The 17,772-nt window shown below is 46.3% G+C and carries 11 protein-coding genes; 3 read left to right on the top strand and 8 right to left on the bottom strand.

Going from position 1 to position 17,772, the window contains the following annotated elements; translation table 11 throughout:
• Nucleotides 1-3 precede the first annotated feature (3 nt).
• Nucleotides 4-1,695 (top strand): SpoIIE family protein phosphatase, encoded by a 1,692-nt coding sequence (locus QUB04_RS06190; RefSeq protein WP_333282265.1) that lies wholly within the window; start codon nt 4-6, stop codon nt 1,693-1,695.
• Between the two features lie 783 nt (nt 1,696-2,478).
• Here the strand turns inward: QUB04_RS06190 and psb35 are convergent.
• Nucleotides 2,479-2,673 carry a photosystem II assembly protein Psb35 gene (psb35, locus tag QUB04_RS06185; protein WP_333282262.1) on the bottom strand — a complete coding sequence of 65 codons (195 nt, stop codon included), beginning with the start codon at nt 2,671-2,673 and terminating at the stop codon, nt 2,479-2,481.
• A gap of 136 nt (nt 2,674-2,809) precedes the next feature.
• Here psb35 and QUB04_RS06180 point away from each other — a divergent pair, with 136 nt between their 5' ends.
• A complete protein-coding gene (locus QUB04_RS06180; protein WP_333282259.1) occupies nt 2,810-5,791 on the top strand; it encodes a glycerol-3-phosphate acyltransferase in 2,982 nt (993 codons plus the stop codon).
• Between the two features lie 132 nt (nt 5,792-5,923).
• Here QUB04_RS06180 and QUB04_RS06175 read toward each other — a convergent pair whose 3' ends face one another.
• The 4 genes from QUB04_RS06175 to QUB04_RS06160 all read right to left on the bottom strand — a co-directional run bounded on the left by QUB04_RS06175 (nt 5,924) and on the right by QUB04_RS06160 (nt 12,847).
• Nucleotides 5,924-7,654 carry a chemotaxis protein CheB gene (locus QUB04_RS06175; protein ID WP_333282257.1) on the bottom strand — a complete coding sequence of 577 codons (1,731 nt, stop codon included), beginning with the start codon at nt 7,652-7,654 and terminating at the stop codon, nt 5,924-5,926.
• A gap of 325 nt (nt 7,655-7,979) precedes the next feature.
• Nucleotides 7,980-9,200, bottom strand: coding sequence for an ABC transporter permease (locus tag QUB04_RS06170; RefSeq protein WP_333282581.1), 1,221 nt, complete (start codon nt 9,198-9,200; stop codon nt 7,980-7,982).
• A gap of 143 nt (nt 9,201-9,343) precedes the next feature.
• Nucleotides 9,344-10,561, bottom strand: a complete 1,218-nt coding sequence (locus QUB04_RS06165) for an ABC transporter permease (RefSeq protein ID WP_333146571.1) — start codon at nt 10,559-10,561, stop codon at nt 9,344-9,346.
• 417 nt (nt 10,562-10,978) lie between these two features.
• Complete coding sequence (locus QUB04_RS06160) at nt 10,979-12,847, bottom strand: efflux RND transporter periplasmic adaptor subunit (RefSeq protein ID WP_333282255.1); 1,869 nt, start codon at nt 12,845-12,847, stop codon at nt 10,979-10,981.
• A gap of 517 nt (nt 12,848-13,364) precedes the next feature.
• Between QUB04_RS06160 and QUB04_RS06155 the strand changes: the two genes are divergently transcribed.
• Complete coding sequence (locus QUB04_RS06155; protein ID WP_333146567.1) at nt 13,365-13,775, top strand: hypothetical protein; 411 nt, start codon at nt 13,365-13,367, stop codon at nt 13,773-13,775.
• Between the two features lie 11 nt (nt 13,776-13,786).
• Here QUB04_RS06155 and QUB04_RS06150 read toward each other — a convergent pair whose 3' ends face one another.
• The 3 genes from QUB04_RS06150 to QUB04_RS06140 all read right to left on the bottom strand — a co-directional run bounded on the left by QUB04_RS06150 (nt 13,787) and on the right by QUB04_RS06140 (nt 17,586).
• Nucleotides 13,787-14,797 carry an ABC transporter permease gene (locus tag QUB04_RS06150; protein WP_333282252.1) on the bottom strand — a complete coding sequence of 337 codons (1,011 nt, stop codon included), beginning with the start codon at nt 14,795-14,797 and terminating at the stop codon, nt 13,787-13,789.
• 236 nt (nt 14,798-15,033) lie between these two features.
• A complete protein-coding gene (locus QUB04_RS06145; RefSeq protein WP_333282248.1) occupies nt 15,034-16,692 on the bottom strand; it encodes an ABC transporter substrate-binding protein in 1,659 nt (552 codons plus the stop codon).
• A gap of 243 nt (nt 16,693-16,935) precedes the next feature.
• Nucleotides 16,936-17,586 (bottom strand): hypothetical protein, encoded by a 651-nt coding sequence (locus QUB04_RS06140; protein ID WP_333282246.1) that lies wholly within the window; start codon nt 17,584-17,586, stop codon nt 16,936-16,938.
• Nucleotides 17,587-17,772: the final 186 nt, after the last annotated feature.

Here is a 17,772-nt window from a genome sequence, read left to right as displayed (position 1 = left end):
AGTATGGAAGAGGCGAGTAACAGCATTGTTAGGTATCTTTACGAAAATTTCTGTACTAAACCAACTGGTGAAAAATCCTGCGCCCTAGTCCGTTTGTTCAAAACTCACCCTTATGAAGACTTAGAAGTCGAACTTGCCGAGTATGCCCGTAGTATGTTGGGCGACTATCCCCCTTGGCCTACCATGAAGTGCATGATTCCACTCGCAACGGTAGGAGAACAAACGGAATGGAACTCAAGACACACATCTGTTGGACATAAGGCTATTCCGCTGGCAAGCGAATCTGTAGTCGCTCAGATGCCGATGATCTCACAACTCATCAGACAGCTCGGCTTAGATATAAAAACAGTTATCAACCCTGACCCGAATCTTTTGGTAGAAATCGAGCAGAGGAAATACAACGTCTTCTATGTACCTGAAGCGATTGGCAGCCCCTATATTCCCGCCCAGGACTCCTTTGTGATTCCCTTCGGAATCAAGTCTGTATTGGGGTTCGGTGGTCTATTACCTTCAGGCAATATGTTTGCAATTATCCTGTTCTTGAAAGTCCAGATTCCTATTAGCACGGTTCAGATGTTCAGCACTCTGGCGCTGAACGTAAAGACAGCACTGCTGTCCTTCGATCGAGCATCTGTTTTCGCCCAAAAAAAAGATGGATCTGCTAGAGCCTCTAAGCAAATATTCACAAAAAACACTGAGCAGGATATAGCGCAGCTTAAATCCCAGGTAGCGACTTTGAGGCAGTTGCTTGATGTTTTTGATAAATCGATCGCGGTACAATCCGATCGACTCGAACAAGCCATAGAGCAACTGGCGGAATCCGCGCAAAAGTTAGATACCCTCAACGAGAGACTCAAGGCAGACAATCTTCGCATGGGTGCGGAATTGGATATTGTGCGTCAGATGCAGCAAATGATTCTGCCCAATCCTGATGAACTGGAAATCGACGGACTCGATATTGCCGGATATATGGATGCTGCCGATGAAGTCGGCGGCGACTACTATGATGTCTTAAACACCGATGGCGTTGTCACTCTGGGCATCGGCGATGTCACTGGACATGGACTCGAAAGCGGTATCTTGATGCTGATGGCGCAAACCGCCGTTCGCACCCTCAAGGAAATCCACGAAACTGATCCGGTTCGGTTCTTAGATGCGCTCAACCGCACCCTTTACAAAAACGTGCAGCGCATGAAATCTGAGAAAAGCCTCACCCTAGCGATTTTAAATTACTCCCAAGGACTCGTCAGCATTAGCGGTCAGCATGAAGAAACAATTATTGTGCGAAACGGTGGACAGGTAGAACGTATCGATACGATGGATTTAGGTTTTCCCATTGCCCTTGACGATGACATTGCTGAGTTCATCAGTCATATTTCAATTGAGCTACAGCTAGGAGATGGTATAGTGCTATATACCGATGGTATTCCCGAAGCAAAAGACATTAACAAAAAACAATATGGCGTTGAGCCGATGTGTGAAGTCATCAGCAAAAACTGGCATTTATCGGCTGGGGAAATCAAGCAAGCGGTGATTGACGATGTGCGGCGACATATCGGCAATCAAAAAGTGTTTGATGACATAACTTTGTTGGTTGTGAAGCGGACGGAATTAGGCCTCGAAACAGAGTCACAGCCTCAAGCAGCCGCATTGGTTGAGATCGATCGCCAATACCTCGAAACCATAAACTTATGACATCAAACTGGAAAATGGTCGGCGGGGCGATCGCCTTAGCAGTCAATTGATTTTAGATTTTAGATTTTAGATTTTAGATTGAGGCATTGACCCCACGGATAAATTCGGGGGCTTATTTATCGGATAAAATTTTTTATATCTCCACAAATTAATGTGGAGGCTTGTATCTTGGATGCTTTCGGTCAAATTTACGAAGAGGTGGTGAGATATCTCAAACGCCACCCCCCAAAAGAGGCTGAATCTCAAGAGAACTCCAAACCTGTAGTCAACTTCTAAATTTCTATGATTAAATCTATCTAATGATATCTTGCATCAATCTAAAGAAAGCGATCGATCGCGGGATGAGCGCTCCCTTTATTGACATTAGTGCTTTCGGTCAAGTGAACAAACCTGACGGTCAACTGAGTACAGTTAGACCGCATGCTTCTTTTTCCTTTTTTTTCTCATGCTTTTTATAGTGAGGTAGTTCCACCCCCACTTGCTAATATAGTATCAGAGTATTTCCAGGTTATCAATAGGCATAAAAGAATAATTGTCGCTTTGGGTACCTACACCCGACAAGCCTTTCATCACGCGGGCGTAATTCCCAACAGGGTAGGGGCGTAGCGCTCTGATTAATCCCCTCTAAATATACGCCCGGGACTTCCCGGCTGGTAGTTAAAACTATTCACTCAAAGCCTTTCTACATAGCGTAAGGCGCGCCAAAGCGCACCCTACAAAATAGATATGCAAGGGTAAGTCCTATTACTCTCAAAGCTTTTTTCGCTCTAAAACAGCTTTGTTCTATTTTTTCTTTGAATCAGAAACATCAGCAATCAAATCGTCTTTATCAACTTTCGGTACAAAATCAGGGCGTTCTTTGGATTCCCAACCGGGTGGGCGCTTGGAGTTGTACCAGGCGATCGAGCCGATCGTAACTGCGGCAATAAAGCCAGCAACAAGAACTAATATTGGGGTCGTCAAGCTGACATCTGTCATGATAGTTAAATCCTTATCTACTCTACTTTTACATTATCTTAAGTGCTAATGCCGTTTTATAGATATATCTCAAGACTGAAAAAAAACTGAATTGAGGTCATAATGTTTAGAGGTTGAAAATAGGAGAGCAGATTTTATGCCGTTGGGGACAATAGCATTGCTGTTGGCTGCGAGTTTCAGCCTAGGTGCTTTACCGCTAACGGGATGGGCGGTGCGAGTGTTTAGTCGCCGAGATTTGAGGGCCCTGGGCACGGGGAATGTGGGCGTGTCGGCTGCTTTCATTCACGGCGGGAAATTAGCGGGAATTGCTGCGGTGTTGGCGGAAATTGCCAGGGGAATTTTGCCAGTTTTGGCGGGGCGATTTTGCTTCCCGGATGCACCTGCGATCGCGATCGCCCTGTTAATTCCTCTAGTTGCGGGCAGATATGCGATCGCCCGAGGTGGAGGCGTGACCAACGCGGTTTGGGGTCTTTTGGTATTTTCGCCGCCAGTGGCTGTATCATCTGGCATTTGGGGGCTGCTGGTGTGGGGTTTGGCACAGCGGTGGTGGGGTAAGGGCGATCGGGCGAGACTCTTTGCTTCCCGTTGCGGGTGTCTGTGTACCCCAATCTGGGTTTGGGTGTGGCGACAATCAATGCCCGAATTTTTAGCAGCAGCAGGATTAGCCTTTTTACTCTTCACAATTAGTCTTCGTCAGGGTGATGATATGGCTTTATCTAAATCAGAGCAATTGTTTTCTCTTGATGATTCGTTAGATGCTGCAATCTGTGGCGATAAAGCGGCTAAATTGTCTCAACTCAAACGAGCCGGGTTTAACGTACCTTCTGGTTGGGTATTATCACAAGAAGCGGGCATCGGGCATCGGGCATCGGGCATCGGGCATCGAGGAAATAGTGATGAATTGTCAATTTCCAATGCTTCCATTCAAAATCTAAAATCCAAAATCCAAAATCGAATGATTGTGCGTTCTTCTGCTGCCGGAGAAGATGGCGAGACGAGTTCTGCCGCCGGACAATATCAAACTATTGGCCCTGTTTTCACTGAAGCAGAATTACTCGATGCAATTAATCGCTGCCGCCAGTCTTATTGGACTTCCGAAGCTGTGGCTTACCGCCGACAGCGACAATTGCCCGACACCCAAATGGCTGTATTAATTCAGCCTTATATTGACAGCGAATTTGCGGGAGTCATGTTCAGTCGCAATCCTTTAGATGGTGGTTCCCAGGTAATTATAGAAGCTTTACCGGGAGGAGCAGAGTCTGTTGTCGGCGGACAATGTACTCCGGTTCATTTAGAAATTGATTTTAGTAAACCTGAATCATTAGAAAAAAAATTAACTGAACTTAAAAGTAATTCAATTATTTCTCCATCCATTTTATCAGAATTGGTGAAACAAGCCCAAGCGATTGAAGCATTTTTTCACGGAATTCCGCAGGATATTGAGTGGAGTTGGGACGGGGAAAAAGTTTGGATTTTGCAAAGCCGCCCCATTACTAATTTGCAGCCTTTTTGGACGCGCACTATTGCAGCCGAAGTGATTCCCGGTGCAATTCGCCCGTTAACTTGGTCGATTAATCGGCCGCTGACTTGCGGGGTTTGGGGAGAGATTTTTCAGGTGGTTTTGGGCGAGCGCGCCAGTGGCTTAAACTTTAATGAAACAGCAACTTTGCTGGGTTCTCACGCCTATTTTAATGCGACTTTGTTGGGCGAAATTTTTCGGATGATGGGATTGCCGGAACAGGGTTTGGAATTTTTGCTCAGAGGGCAAAAAATGGGCAAGCCGCCTTTGGGGAAGATTTTGCCTAATTTGCCTGGTTTGTGGCGTCTGGTGCAGCGAGAAAGGGCGCTCAATGCAGAATTTAAGGGCGATCGTACTTCTATTTTCCTCCCGGCACTGCAAAGTCTGGAGAAGGAAGAGGGAAGAGGGAAGAAGGAAGAGGGAAGAGGTTCGAGCGAAGAAGAAATATTAATGTCCAATGCCCAATGCCCAATGCCCGATTACCAATATTTAACGGAATTGTTAGACAGAGCGGAGCAAATTCAGGAGTGGCTAAAACCGATTACTTACTACAATATATTAGGGCCGATCGGGCTGGCTATTCGCAAGGCAATTTTTCGCGTTGATGATGACTGGCTAGCCAATGACAGCGCTCCTGAAATTGCTTCGGTGCGAGCTTTACAGCAGTTGGCTCAGAAATTGCGACAAGCTGCTGTTTCGCAGCGTGACGAAACTGTTTCAGTCGCAGATTTAGCACAGACATTTGCGGAAAATCCGGCTTTACAAGCAGATTTTGAAAAGTGGCTTGATATTTACGGATATTTGAGCGAGGTGGGAACGGATATTGCTGTTCCTACTTGGCGAGAACAACCGGAAGTTTATCAAAAGTTGCTAATAAATATGGCTCAAAAAGCCGAAACTAATTTAGTTGAGAAAGGTGAAATAGGATTGAGTTTTTCGCAGAAGTGGCGATTAGATAAATGTCAAGAAAGAGCGCTTGTCAAAAACGAAATTAGCGAAATTTACGCGCGGTTGTTGGCTCACCTGCGCTGGACTTTTTTGGAGATTGAAGCTTGCGGCTTGGCAATGCAGGTGTTTGAGGAAAGCGGGGATATTTTTTATCTGGAATTTGGGGAAATTCAGCAGTGGATTCGTAGCGGTGGAAGTGTTTCGTTTAAGGATACAATTAGCCAAAGGCGCGATCGCCTGGTAGCCGATCGCGATCGCCCGATTCCCCCCGTGGTGTACGGCAATTTGCTGCCAAATTCTCAGACAAGGGCGATCGACTCCGCAACATCAGAAACTAATATCATCCAGGGAATTCCAGCAAGTATTGGTCGTGTCGAAGGCTTTGTCAAGATTTGCCGCACCGCGAGCACAGATTTAGGAGAAAATGCGATCGCAGTAGTCCCATACACCGATGCAGGTTGGGCACCGCTGCTATTAGGAGCAACAGCAATTATCGCCGAAGTTGGTGGCCAACTATCTCACGGAGCAATTATCGCTCGCGAGTACAAAATTCCCGCAGTTATGAATATTTCTGAAGCTACAACTCGCTTGCGAGACGGTCAAAAAGTGCGAGTAGACGGGTATCTCGGCACTGTAGAATTGCTCGAATAATTAGGAACAGGCTTTCCGGCCTGTTCCACAAAGAGTTGATTTCTTGTGGAACAGGCCGGAAAGCCTGTTCCTAAAAAGATTATTTAAAATGGTGCAACATCTCAGCAATCTCGTAAACCCGTCCCAACTTTCCTAGGCTGTTAAGAAATTCTGGAGAACATAATTCCCCACATTTCTACCCGCACTCAAACCATCTACGTTAGCACTCATGAAATGAATGCCTCCGTAAATGCGACTCATGCCCGATTCATCGGCCGCTTCGCTGAAGTTTTTATAGGTTCGCAAAGTGTTGACCGTTCTGTCTCCCCGATCGGCAAAGCCGTAATCCGAACCAAATACAGAACTCATAACAGGATCTGCGGCACCGCTAAAGGTACTGTGGCCCGACGTGTACTCAGGGAACGGCGGAGTAGTTAGCAGCGGAGTCCACAGGGGGTCGGCTGTCGTTTCGGGATTGTTGTCTGTGTCAGCTTGGCGGATAGCTGTCACCGGCCGCCATAAATTGTACTGGTACTTGGCATCCCAGCAGCTAATAGCTGCATCGGCCAGAGCAATATTCAGCAGGGCGAACAAGCGGGCGCTATCTTCTAAGGATGTGGCGGTGAGAGTTGCTGTTTCTTCGGCGATTTGGTTCCAGTGACCCGGAGGCGTAAACGTCCCAGCGCCGTTGGCCCAGAATTTGGCGATCGCTGTTTGGTCTGGGGTGCGCGTAAGACTGTCACTTTTGCCGATTTCTTGGACGTAGTTAAGTTCCTCTGCGTACTTGGCGCTGTCAAGGGCGGGCGGGCCGGGCGGGCGGAACTGAGAACCGCTAGTCATCGCAAAGGGAGTAACTTCGGCCCACTGTGGCGCCAGCGCGGCGGCAAGGGCGGGGGGAGTCGGCGCCCAACTGCCAAGGTTGGTTGAGGGGGTGTACTGCACTACTTTCGTGATGCCGTCTGTACTCCGCGAACTGATAATTTGGTCGGCAACTTGCTGCCCCAGAGCAATCCCGTCTTGTTTGGCTTTGCCGTCGGTAATTTTAGCTAAAGACGATGCGTATACTTCGTTGAATGTGGCTGCTTGCGCTGGGTAGAGGTTGACTAAGACGCGGTGGGCGGCCGCTGCGGTGGCTGCTTCTGCTGATGTACCTGCGGGTGGGTCTATTTCCACGAGGTAAGGGGTGTATTTTTTGCTGATCGAGTTAACAGCATCGTAAATGGCTGCGTGAACCATTGCCATGTTGCGGGAGGCGAGGGGAGGCGCGGTGCTGGCTGTCCGCACTGCATTCAGCAGGACTCCGTTCCACTCAATGACAGGGTTTCCCGATAGCTGATTTGTGAATTGGTCGCGGTTGATTGTGTTGCTGTTGACTCCTTGCAATACTGCTAAATACTCGCCCGTAATTTTGTCTTGAATTACTGTGCTGTTGCTGTTGACTCCGGTGCCTTGCTGGATGTTTAAATCTTCAAAGCTGAGGCCGTCTAGCAATCGAATTTTGTCATTGCCGTTGCCCAAGTCGGCGATGTAGTCGGCTGTGGCTAAAGTTGGGCCGCCGCTGCCTTTAGCAATGGCAAATATATCATCGCCTGTGCCGCCGCTCATGGTATCGCTACCTGCGCCCGCGTAGATGAGATCGTTGCCGGAATCGCCACCAATTAGGTCGCTGCCTTTGCCTCCCCAGAGGATGTCGTCGTCTGCACCGCCAACAATCGTATCGTTGCCTAGGTCGCCGCAGATTTTGTCTTTGCCGACATCGCCTCCGAGATAGTCGTCTCCGCTGTTGGCATAAATGATGTCGTTGCCATCCAAGGCGTTAAATGTGTCTGCTTGGGTAGTTCCTTCGAGATAGTCAAAGTTAGAACTAGGGGTCAGGGATGCCATGTTTATTTATTGAATATTTTGATTAAAGCCCGGTTCGTACTGTAAGTAGATGCTTAGGTGTGTTTACCCCTCATTTAATAATATTAAACTTTTTGTCTGGGAAGTAAACACCACAACACAGCTTTATTGAATCTTTAATATTTAACCGGCCTTTTATGAAGTTTTGCGATCTGAATGTGCGTAAAAATACTGTTATTAAAACTGCCTCAAATACTACAACTTTGTTAAAATTTTCCCAAGAAACAGTTTATTTTAATATTTAGAGCAAGATAATTTTTACCAGCATCAAAGGCGCGGATTGTGTAACTGAGTAACTATATATTGATTAAGCACTTCTCAAAGCTGCGATCGGGTCTAGTTTGGCGGCTTGGCGGGCGGGGACAACGCCGAAGAAGAGGCCAACTGCACCGGATACACTGACAGCAAGGGCGATCGCCACGGGTGATATTCCAGCTTGCAAGGGCGTGAAATTACCTACAAGCAAGATACCGCCGACACCTACGCAAGTACCGACTATCCCTCCGGCGGCGGATAAAATTACAGCTTCGACAATAAATTGAAACAAGATATCTTGTTGAGATGCGCCGATCGCCTTTCTGAGCCCAATTTCCTGAGTGCGTTCGCTAACGGACACAAGCATAATGTTCATAATCCCAATGCCACCGACTAATAGGGAAATGCTGGCAACAGCAGTTAACATCAGAGTCAAAGCGCCGGAAATTGCCCCCATTCTTGCCATTAAATCTTTTTGATTTCTGACAGTAAAATCATCTTCGGTAGTAATTTTATGCCGCAATCTCAGCAGGTTTTCCACCTGAAATTGCGCCGCATCCATTTGCGATTCATCTTTAATCGAAATAAATATCGACGTGACAGCCAAACCGTAGGGAGATTTGCGCCCAACTATGCGATTGGCCATTGTGGTGATCGGCACAGTGGCGGAATTATCAAAATTCGTACCAAAAGATGTGCCTTTGGGTGCCAATACTCCAATTACTTTGACGCTGACATTTTTGATCCGCACTTGTTCGCCCAAGGGATTTGTATTGCCAAAAAGTTTCTCGGCTAATTCTGAACCTAGAACTACAACTTGGTTACTTTGCTTAACATCAAGTTCGGTCAAAAACCGCCCTTTTGCCATTTCAAAGCTTCTGACTTCTAGAAATTCGGGAATTGTGCCGAAAATTAGAGACGAAACATTTTTGTTGCTGTAGCGAACTATTTCCGAACTGTTAAGTTCTGCTGAGACGCCTTGAACGGATGGGACTTGAGTTGCGATCGCCTTTGCGTCTGGCAATACGAGAGTTTGAGGCGCACTTGAGATGGTACTTCGCCTAGCGTTGGGAACTCCAGGCCTCACGATTAATACGTTTGTACCCAGGGATTGAACTTGTCCTGCTACAAATTTTTGAGCTCCTTCTCCAATTCCAATCATGGCAATTACTGAGGCGTTGCCGACAATCATGCCAATCATTGTTAAACTGCTGCGAATTTTGTTGGCTAGTAGCGTTTGACCGGCCATTTTGACGCTTTCAATAAAATTCATAATTTGGGAATTGGGAATGGGGAATTGGGCATCGGGCATCGGGAATTGGGAATCGGGCATCGGGCATCGGGCATCGGAAATTAGTAATTGGTAATGGAAACCAACAAATAACTAATGACTACTGACTAATGACTAATGACTTCTTAAGCACTTCTTAATGCCACAATCGGGTCGAGTTTAGCCGCTTGTTTGGCGGGCACGATGCCGAAAAATAAGCCGATACTGCCCGAAACACCGACTGCAAGTGCGATCGCCACTGGGGAAACGCTAGCTTGCAAGGGAGTAAAAGCAGCTACTAAAAGCACGCCGCCGATACCGAATCCAGTGCCGATCGCCCCGCCTGCCGCTGACAAAATCACAGACTCTATCATAAACTGAATCAGGATATCTTGCTGAGAAGCTCCGATCGCCTTTCTCAATCCAATTTCCTTCGTGCGTTCAGTAACCGAAACCAGCATGATATTCATAATCCCGATGCCACCGACAAACAGCGAAATTGCCGCCACGAAAGCCAACATCAACGTCAAAGCACCAGTAATACTGCCCAAAGTATTCATTAAATCTTTCTGGTTGCGAACAGTAAAATCATCTTCTTTAGTAATTTTATGACGCAACCTGAGCAAATTTTCTATTTGAAATTGGGCCGCTTGCATCATACTTTCATCTTTGATAGCAACCGAAATAAATGTTACTTTTGTACCGTAGGGAGACGAGCGACCAACAATTCTGTTAGCCATTGTTGTCAATGGCAAATAAACATTCATATCTTGATTGTCGCCAAAACTTGAGCCTTTCGCCTGCATGACACCAATCACTTGAAAAGTCGAGTTTTTGATGCGAATGTATTGACCAATTGGCTGTGTATTGCCAAACAATTGTTCTGCGGCTTCCGATCCTAAAGCCACCACATTTTCTTGTCTTTCTAAATCTAATTTGTTTAAAAATCGACCTTGGGCAACATCAAAGCTTCTGACTGTCAGAAACTCTGGCGTAGTTCCAACAATAGAAGATGAGACATTTTTGTTGCGGTAGGTAACGAGTTGACTGTCATTGAGAGTTGGTGCGACTTCTTCGACAGAAGGAACTTGAGATGCGATCGCCTCTGCATCTTCCACTACTAAAGTCTGGGGCGGAATCACCGGGCGGCTTTGCGCTTCAGGACTTCCGGGAATAATAAATAGCAAGTTTGAACCCAGAGAGTTAACCTGTCCCTCGATAAATGTTTGAGCTCCTTCCCCGATACCGATCATAGAAATGACAGAAGCATTGCCGATGATAATTCCTAACATCGTCAAGGTGCTGCGAAGCTTGTTTGCCATCAAAGTTGTGACAGCCATTTTGACGCTTTCAACAATATCCATAATTCGATTTTAGATTTTAGATTTTAGATTTTAGATTGGGGATTATTGGATTTTAGATTGGGGATTGGGATTGGGGATTATTCGATTGGGGATTGGGGATTGGGGATTGGGAATTATTGGATTTTCGATTGGGGATTGGGGATTGGGGATTTGGGATTGGGATTATTGGTGTCAAATTAATATTTAAACCTATAATCAATCTCGCTTGTAGTCTAGTTTAGAGCCCCCTAAATCCCCCTTAATAAGGGGAGTAGGGGTTGACTTTGAATACTGTTGTCCCCCCTTCTTAAGAGGGACTTTGACTGCTCTTGTCCCCCCCTTCTTAAGGGGGGTTAGGGGGGATCTCCGGGGAAAGAAAACACCCTAGAGCGATCGAGATAAATAATGCCCCATGCCCCATGCCCCATGCCCCATGCCCTATTTCTGATTCTTGATAATATCCTCCAGCTTTTTACCTTGAGGAAGTTCGGTAAAAACGCGATCGCCCACTTTTGCACCCTCTAAAATCTGAATCTTGTTGCCAATAGTCGATCCAACCGTAACAGGCTTAAACTTCGGCTGTTGTTTCTCATCAGGAACCAGCACACCCGTTTGACCTTTATTAGTGACAATTGCCACCGTCGGCACAACTAAAGCATTGCTCAGCTTTTGACCAACAAATCTCAAATCTACATTCATCCCCGATTGCAGCGAATCTTTGCCCGTATCAATGGCAACTCGCACTTGAAATAGCGTTACATCCCGTTCCTTAACAGCTTCCGGTGCAATTAATTTAACGCGACCTTTAAACACTTTATCGGGATAAGCATCCGCCACTATTTCAACTACTTGACCCGGTTTAATTTGACTGATATCAGCCTCCGGGACTTTCGCCAAAACCTCCACATCTCTAGCTAGAGCGACAATCGATGTCGAAGTTGCCGAAGTAGCTTCCGATGCCGAAGTTGCCGGAGTTACAAAAGCTCCTTGGATGGCATATCTTTGGGTAATAATTCCAGCAAAAGGAGCGCGAACTTTCGTATCTTCTAACTGCACTTCTTGAAAGCGAACTTGAGCTTGAGCTTCCGCTAATTCAGCTTGAGCTTGAGCTATTTCTTCCGGGCGAGAACCGTTTTCTTGTGCGGCCAATTGACTTTTTGCTTCAGCCACTGCTGCTTCGGCTTTGGCGATTTCTTCTGGACGGTTGCCGTTTTCTACTTGCGCTAATTTGCTTTTAGCTTCGGCAACTTCTGCTTCAGCTTGGGCAATTTCTTCCGATCGCGTGCCGTTTTGCAATTGGTTCAATGCTTGCTGCTCGACTTGGACAGCAGCTTGCAGTTGCTTAATTTGGGACTCCCGACTTTCTTGTAGTTGTTGCAGGCGTCTTTGAGATTCTATTAATTTAGCTTGGGCAGTGCGATTTTCTTTAATTAATTCATCAAGTTTATCTTTAGCAAGAGCACCTTCTTCCACTAACGGCCGATTGCGTTCCACCCGTTGAGCAGTTAGTTCCGCTTGGGCTTTACTCGAGTCAATTTGCGTTTGTGCTTGGGCAATTTCTTGTTTGACACTGCCGGTTTGAGCATCTGCTAAACGAGCTTGAGCTTGGGCTAAACGAGCTCGCGCTTGGCTGACTTCTTCAACGCGGCTGCCGGCTCGCAGTCGCTGCAAGCCTGCTTGAGTCTGCTGCAAGCGGGCTCTGGCTCCTGCCACTTCTTCCACGCGGCTGCCGGCTTGGACTTGCGCGAGACTGGCTTCGGCTTGCTCTAAGCGCGCTCGGGCGCTGGCGATGTCTTCCGATCGATTCCCGGCTTCAATTTTGGCGAGTTTTGCTCGCACGCTGGCTTCGCGGGCTTTAGCTTGAGCTAGTTGAGCTTCTACATCGCGGCTTTCCATGCGGGCGACGATTTGTCCTGCTTCGACTTTATCGCCCTGTTCGACAAATAATTCTGCTATGCGCCCGGAGCCTTTGGGGCTGAGATTCACGCGCTGTACGGGCTGCACGGTGCCGCTCGACGTGATCCGCACCGTGAGGTTTTGCGCTTCCACGGGCACTGTCATAGTAGCGATCGCATCTACTTTCGGCTGCGATCGACTTTTTGCTATATATATTGTGGTCGGTACAGCTAGCAACCCGGCTGCAACCAACCCAATCGCCCACCGCTGCGGTTTGCGCGCGGGTTTCTTCGGAGACTGCTTTTGGGCGGTTTTTTTATCTGCAATTTTGGTCTCTGCGGCCTTGGTGTCTACAATCTGAGTATCTTCCACCTTGACCTGAGCAGTTTCCTTTTTAGGGCTAACGATCATACCGACTCACCTAATTTAATCTCAGGATTACCTTTAAAGGTAAAATTTTTGCTGATGCTTGGCATCGTCTTTCAGACTCATCCGATCGGGTGATTTATAAAAAGTTCCCCAACCCGCACCTGTAAACAATTATAGCTAATCTTTGCAATTTATTAAAAAATGTTAAGTTTTTTCAGCCAAAAGAGGTGGATCTAAACAAAATCGCTCCCGGCTGCTGGCAAATAAAAATATATTTTAATAAATAATATCATTTTTGGGAGATCGGGGCGTGATCCTCAGCAGCAACAAAGGCCGATCGGGCAGCGGGCGATCGACTAAACTCGGTCATTGCGGACTCGCGAGCCCATAGCTGCGGGATCTGCCAGTGCGAATCTCGCAACGAGACAGTATGGACACACTTATTCTCATAAACCCGGTTTCACAGGTAGCGGTGCGTAAATTATGAATACATATTCGCCCTGTGCCCACAACAGGTTAAAATATTTTTCAAATCCGTTAAAAATGGAAAATCAAAACAATGAATCGCCCTCAAAGTGTTACAGTTTTGGCAATCTTGCAGCTAATTAGCGGCATTTTTAGTCTGCTTGACGGCTTGTTCATCTTACTTTTTGCCGGGATTTTTGGCGGCATCGGTGCGGCTGTCGGCGGGGCAAAAGTTGGCACTGTAATCGGGGGCTTCATTGCAATTTTTGCTGGAATTAGTTTTATTTTAGGCCTCCTCTCTTTACTCTTAACTTGGGGTTTGTTTCAACTCAAAAAATGGGCTTGGACGGGAACGTTAATTGTCCACATCATCGCTACCCTCGCGCAAATTGCCAAAATGTTGGGCAGCGGCGGTACAGCAGTCAATTTTTTAACTCTGGGTTTTGCAGTGGCTAGCATTTACTACCTGCAGCGGCCGGATGTTAAACAAGCATTTCGTGTCTGATTTCCTTTTCATTAACGGTACTGAATTCTCGGATCTAAAAAAGCATAGGAAATATCAACCGCCAGATTAATCAGTACAAAAGTTACAGCCACAAAGATTACTCCTCCTTGGACAATTGGGTAATCCCGCGTCAGAATACCGGTGTAAATCCAAGAACCAATTCCCGGCCACGAGAAAATCGTTTCAGTCAGAATAGCGCCCCCTAAAAGAGTGCCGAACTGCAAACCGATAGTTGTGACGATCGGCAAAAAGGCATTTTTCAAAGCGTGTTTCAAAATCACCCAATATTCCGGCAATCCCTTCGCCCTCGCAGTGCGGATGTAATCTTGAGAAAGCACTTCCAGCATCGCAGAACGAGTGATGCGAGCTATAATAGCCAGAGGAATAGTTCCTAAAGTCAAAGCTGGAAGGATTAAATGGGCGATCGCATCCCGCAAAGCCGCCAAATCCCACCTCAGCAACGCATCCAAAACATAAACACCCGTAATCGACTTAAAACCAAACCCCAAATCTACACTAATTCGCCCGCTAGGAGGCAGCCATTTCAGATAAACAGCAAACAAATAAATCAACATCAATCCCAACCAATAAACCGGCAAAGATACGCCAATTAACGAACCACTCATCGCGAGATTGTCCAGCCAGCTATTTTTCCGAACAGCAGCCAAAATCCCCGCCGGAATTCCGATAACAAGTGCCACCAACATCGCCACCACAGACAGTTCAAAAGTAGCAGGCCAGCGACTTGTAATTTCATCAATTATGGGGATACCGCTAATAATGCTATTTCCCAAATCCAAGCGCAGCAAACTCCCTAAAAAAGCCAAATATTGCAAAGGTAAAGGGTGATTCAGACCTAATTTGGATCTCAAGATTTCTACCTGTTCGGGAGTTCCCCGTTCTCCCAAAAGCACTGTAGCTGGGTCTCCTGGTATCAAATGCAAAAATATAAATACTAGCAGAGTGATTCCGAAAAGGACGGGCAATAGTCCCAGCAAACGTTTTACAATATAATTAATCATGTTTTTAATATAGATTCTAGCGTCTCGGATTTTGCGGCTTTTTCACATATTATTATATGATTGGTAGGGGGTTTTTTATGAGCAATATTTGGCATGACTAAAAATATAGATAAACCCGCCCTTTTTTAGGGAACCACGAAGTGAAGAGGGCGGGTTTTTGAGATTGTCGGTATTAGGGCTATATTGTTGGTAAAACCCGCCCCTACACAATTAGATACAAGGAAAACCCGCCGTTTTCAAGACTTACTAACATCCTCAAAAGACTCAGACCCCAAAGGACTCGGAATCCAACCTTGAATATTCTTGCGTTTCCCTAAAAGCGGCTGCGAATGTACGATCGGCAAACGCACAGCTTCCCCATGCAAAATCTCGCTAACTTCCGCATAAATTTTCGCCCTAGCTGCTTTATCGCCACTCGCCCTCCCCCGATCCAAAAGTTCCAGAACTTTCGGATTTTTCCAATTTCCCAAATCCGCCGTCGAACCCGGCCCGAAGTGAGGATAATAAAAATTGTCGGGATCGCCATAATCTCCTGTCCAACCCAACATAAAAGCTTGAAAGCCGGGAGGTTTGAGCCGATCGGCTAAATAAGCAGACCAATCCTTTGTCAGCAATTTTACCCGAATCCCGATCGCGCTCAAATCCGCCGCCAAAGCCTCAGCGATCGGCTTCGGCGTGGGAAAATAGGGACGACTGACGGGCATATACCACAAATCCAAATCAAAACCGTTCGGATAACCGGCTTTCGCCAGCATTGCTTTAGCTTGCTGCGGGTTAAATTCATAATCTTTAACTTGATCAGACGCCGCCCAATTTAGCGCAGGCGGGATAAATTGCGAATCATGTTTTCCGAGTTCTCCCCAGAAAGCTTGGACTATTGCTGGCTTGTTAATTGTTTGGGCGATCGCCCGCCTGACTTCCGGTTTTGACAAAGGTTCGTAACTCGGATTTAATGCTAAATAACCGACATTAAAAGAAGGTCGCACAACAGCTTCTAAATTAGGATCTCCTTGAACTTCTTGCAGTTGATCCGGCGTTAAATCCACAGTAAAATCAAGTTGTCCAGCTCGTAACTGAGCCAGTCTCGCCGCCGGATCGTCAACAAAACGAATTACCAATTGATTGACTTTTGGCGTGCCAGTTTTCCAATAATTCGGATTTTTCTCCAAAACAATGCGATCGCCCGATCGCCATTCCTGAAACACAAAAGGCCCCGTACCCACCGCCAGCGACCCCGGAGTGCCGTACTTAGCACCCGCTTTTTTCACCGCCGCCGGACTCGCCATCCCGAAATAACCCGACCCAATCGCCGACGGAAAAGCAGCAAAAGGTCGATTCAAAACAAATTTAATTGTAGACTTATCAACAACCGCCACATCTTTTACTAAAGAATCTTTTTCTCCCTTAAACCCGCCAAATAAATTTTTCCAAATCGGATAAGTCTTGCCCGCTTCTCGAAAACCGTTAGGATTTTTCGCATCCCACCAGCGCTCCACATTAAACTTAACAGCTTCCGCATCAAAATCCGTACCGTCGTGAAACTTTACCCCAGAACGCAACTTAAAAGTCCAAGTTTTACCATCTTTAGAACTTGACCATTCAGTAGCGAGACTCGGCTCAAGTTCCACAGTTCCCGGTTTGAAATCAGTCAAGCGATTGTAAATTTGGTCGATAACAATCACCGAATTGCCATCAGTAATATTTCCCGGTTCCAGATTTATCGGCGGCCCGCCTGCACCGTAAACTAAAGCCCCAGCCGGAACCGCAGCAGGAGTTGTCGGAGTTGGAGAATTATTGCTAACCGTGTTTGAAGGAGTGCCGCAATTTGATAAAATTACAGCCATCCCAAAAACTAGACCTAATAAAAATAAACGCCAGGGTTTTAACAATCTCATTTCAATAGCTCCCGTTTAATAGAAAATTATACTCATGTAATAATAAAATGGTAATTCTCCCCGGCTCTTCCCTCTGCGAACTCTGCGCGCTCTGCGGTTAATTTAATAAATTCTATCAGGACTTACGCAACTGTCACAAGCACTAGCGGCTAAGCCACACCATCCGCCCAAAAACAAGACCCTAAACATAGTTAGGGATAGAACAGGCCAACTCCAGTTCTATCCTAACTATTTCTGAACCTGTCAAGCAGCTTTTTCTCCAAAAAACTTTAGGCGTTGCAACCACTTCTGCCAGTATTCCAGCAATTGTTCGCGTTCCAACACAAATATTTCCGCATCTTCATAGGGAAGAGCCACAACAATCAAAGCATTAACAATTTTATTACCAAACAGACTTTCACCATAGCATCGATTAATAGCCCCACCATAAGCAACTAACTGTAAAGGCTTGTCGTAGAGTTTTTCTACTCGCAGTTTAGGTTCTTCAGCAGTCGTCCACTCAATAGTGCATGGAACACCTTGATAACGGGCAACTAAATCAACTTTCCCGGCGTATCCTTCCACATAATTTGGCACAACAGTCTCGACCAACTGGACATCGCTAAGTTTCTCCAGTACAGGCTGAACGCTATAACAATAGGGCTGAATTAGGCTGGAAGCGGGAGATAACCCTTGCAAATAATCCTTAACCCACTGATGCAATAGTTCTCCCCGGCGACGGCTGGTTACAGCAATGCGATTTGCTTCTGTGTTCCCTACTTTCTTGCGCCAATTAGAAAGAGCAGCTACAGACTCAAGCGGCTGTGTAGCCTTAAGTATCGTGGTAACTGCTGGTAGCAGAATCCCATTTTCATCTTGGTAGTCAAACCGTCCATTAGCGCTGGTTCTTTTCATGATCAGAATATCCCAAAAATTGCTATATTCAATTTCGCAATTTAGCTTTGGAGATATCTCTCACGGTGAGGCTGACTTAGACTGACTTAGGCTGACATATCTACAATCTTCAGTTTCAGCCTGCTATTGAATAGCATTTTTGCTCCAGAATAAGTAATATAAGAGCAGCCCTAACTGTGATTTAAG

This window comes from Microcoleus sp. D2_18a_B4 (genome assembly GCF_036702475.1).
Classification (GTDB): Bacteria; Cyanobacteriota; Cyanobacteriia; order Cyanobacteriales; family Microcoleaceae; genus Microcoleus.
Note: the sequence above shows the minus strand (reverse complement) of the source record. Positions and strands in the feature narration are given on the sequence as shown.

Excerpts from the sequence above, each read along its gene's own strand:
- QUB04_RS06140 (WP_333282246.1), bottom strand. The coding sequence starts at position 17,586 with ATGAAAAGAACCAGCGCTAATGGACGGTTTGACTACCAAGATGAAAAT.
- QUB04_RS06165 (WP_333146571.1), bottom strand. The coding sequence starts at position 10,561 with ATGGATATTGTTGAAAGCGTCAAAATGGCTGTCACAACTTTGATGGCA.
- QUB04_RS06170 (WP_333282581.1), bottom strand. The coding sequence starts at position 9,200 with ATGAATTTTATTGAAAGCGTCAAAATGGCCGGTCAAACGCTACTAGCC.
- QUB04_RS06155 (WP_333146567.1), top strand. The coding sequence starts at position 13,365 with ATGAATCGCCCTCAAAGTGTTACAGTTTTGGCAATCTTGCAGCTAATT.
- QUB04_RS06175 (WP_333282257.1), bottom strand. The coding sequence starts at position 7,654 with ATGGCATCCCTGACCCCTAGTTCTAACTTTGACTATCTCGAAGGAACT.
- QUB04_RS06160 (WP_333282255.1), bottom strand. The coding sequence starts at position 12,847 with ATGATCGTTAGCCCTAAAAAGGAAACTGCTCAGGTCAAGGTGGAAGAT.
- QUB04_RS06150 (WP_333282252.1), bottom strand. The coding sequence starts at position 14,797 with ATGATTAATTATATTGTAAAACGTTTGCTGGGACTATTGCCCGTCCTT.
- QUB04_RS06190 (WP_333282265.1), top strand. The coding sequence starts at position 4 with ATGGAAGAGGCGAGTAACAGCATTGTTAGGTATCTTTACGAAAATTTC.
- QUB04_RS06180 (WP_333282259.1), top strand. The coding sequence starts at position 2,810 with ATGCCGTTGGGGACAATAGCATTGCTGTTGGCTGCGAGTTTCAGCCTA.
- psb35 (WP_333282262.1), bottom strand. The coding sequence starts at position 2,673 with ATGACAGATGTCAGCTTGACGACCCCAATATTAGTTCTTGTTGCTGGC.
- QUB04_RS06145 (WP_333282248.1), bottom strand. The coding sequence starts at position 16,692 with ATGAGATTGTTAAAACCCTGGCGTTTATTTTTATTAGGTCTAGTTTTT.